General features: G+C 58.7%; 2 protein-coding genes. Both read right to left on the bottom strand.

The window, feature by feature from the left end; all coding sequences use genetic code 11:
• A partial coding sequence (locus ALO80_RS03225; protein ID WP_055007915.1) for a TIGR03752 family integrating conjugative element protein occupies positions 1–1,205 on the bottom strand: 1,205 nt, incomplete at its 3' end.
• Positions 1,195–1,880 (bottom strand): TIGR03749 family integrating conjugative element protein (locus tag ALO80_RS03220; RefSeq protein ID WP_055007914.1); only part of this gene is annotated, 686 nt, incomplete at its 5' end. The genes ALO80_RS03225 and ALO80_RS03220, both read right to left, overlap by 11 nt.

Raw genomic sequence — 1,880 nt, 5'->3', positions numbered from 1 at the left:
GTCTTGATCAACGATGCTGCCCCTGCTCCAGCTGCGGTGATCAGCGCCTGCGAGCCGATGTACTGCTGTGCATTGCTGCGTCGCTCTCCGGCGATGCACGGGATACCGTAGGGATCGCTGATCCATCCGAGCCCGCCCTGAATGGCTTGCTGGTCACCGGAGTTGTTCTGGTTGTTGTTCTGTTGATTCCCACCTTGGATCGGGGCCGGCAGGGTGCGGACAGTACCGTCGGTGAACACGAAGGTCAGGCTTTTGATTTGCCCGCGTACGCATGACAAGGTCCAGTCGCCGGACGCTGTGCCGCTGGCTACTGCACCGGCTACGTCGGGAAGGTCGATGCCGTTGGCGGTGAGGTTGTCCGGACCGATCAGCACCTTGAACGGGTAGGGATCATTGACGGTTCCGTCGACCGGCACCCGACCGATCAACGCAGACATGGCGATTGACCCCATCAGGGTCGAGTTCTGAGGCAGGGTGTAGGCTCGACGTACCTTCTTGCGCTCCTGTTGCTGGCCACCCATGTCATCACGAACAGCCTGAGCGCCTGTCGTCAGAGCCTTCTGGCCTCGATCAACAGATTCCCCAAAAGCGCTAGGAAAGCTGTAGCCGCTCGCGGGGACATTGTTGCCGGTCCCTATAGGTTTACCGTTGCCGTCCAGAGCGGTCGCGTCTTGAGGAACGATCCAGATGATATCCGAACCGCTTGTTTCCGAATTGAACTGTTGACCGTCACCTGGCTGAACGCCCAAACCAATTGGCAGGTCCGAACTGGCGCTGCTGTTCTGACCGAGCCTGGTCAGTTCGTCCATCTGCTTTTTGAAACCGTCAAGCACGCTTTGCTGTTGCTGCTGGCTGTCGAGCTTGTACTGTTCCTGTGCGTTTCTCAGGCGCTGCTCTACGGTCTGATCAATGTTCGCCAGTCGTTGTTTAAGCGCCTCGTTGTCCTGTTTGACGGCCGTGTTCTGCTGGATGACATCGGATATCTGCTGCTTGAGCTCCCGTCCTTCAGCCACGACCGTGCGCAGCGTGTCGCTCGGTGTGTCGCCTTCCACTCCAAGAGACTTGGCCTGTTCGGCTGTGAGTTTTGGGGCCGGTGCGTTGTCAGACTGCTGTGCGGATCCACCCCTCATCATTTTGATGCCGATGAATACCGTGATCAGGAGCAGTGGAATCACCAGGTACTTGAGCAGCGGGTTACTCTTCATGCTTCGCTCCCTGCGCCGCACGCGAATCTATCGGGGCGACTGAGAACACGGTTGCCTGTGTCAGACCATGATCCCGAGTGACCAGGTAGAGCGTGGTGGTGTCGCTGGCATCACCGCGAGACCCAAGATAGGGATGTTGAAAGGCCGCCGTCACGAAGTCTCCCATCAGTTCCCGAGGGTCGAGCGTGACGCGCTGCGCCGTCTGGTTTTGCAGCTTGACGGCAGTTACCCAGAAGTCATCCAGACGCCATGCGCCCAGTGGGGCGGCGGTGACCGGTAGAGTGGGTAGCAGGGTGGTCAGATTCATACTGCGATCAATCTTCACCTGGGTAATACCTTCGACAGGCTCCACCGTGCGCAACGGCGCATAGAGCACCTGCGCCGCATAGCGTGTCAGAACCACTGGGACAGGCGTTTCCCGCTTGACCACTTCCTCTGGTTCATCATCCTCAGCCTTCGAGCGGCTGGATTCCTCTGGGGGCGCGTTAGAAGATTTGCCTGAGCGCGCTGTAGCAGCTGATCCGTAGCGAGTGGCGGACGTTTCACCTTCGACGATCTTCACCGGTTCCAGCGCCGGTTGGTCTGCAGGTCCTTCTGTAGCGGCAATGTCCACCAGAATGATCTCGCCGGTCTTGGCGTTCTGCAGTTGAAGTCTAGTGGGTTCTATCGCTTCCT

This window comes from Pseudomonas caricapapayae (assembly GCF_001400735.1).
GTDB lineage: Bacteria > Pseudomonadota > Gammaproteobacteria > Pseudomonadales > Pseudomonadaceae > Aquipseudomonas > Aquipseudomonas caricapapayae.
Note: the sequence above shows the minus strand (reverse complement) of the source record. Positions and strands in the feature narration are given on the sequence as shown.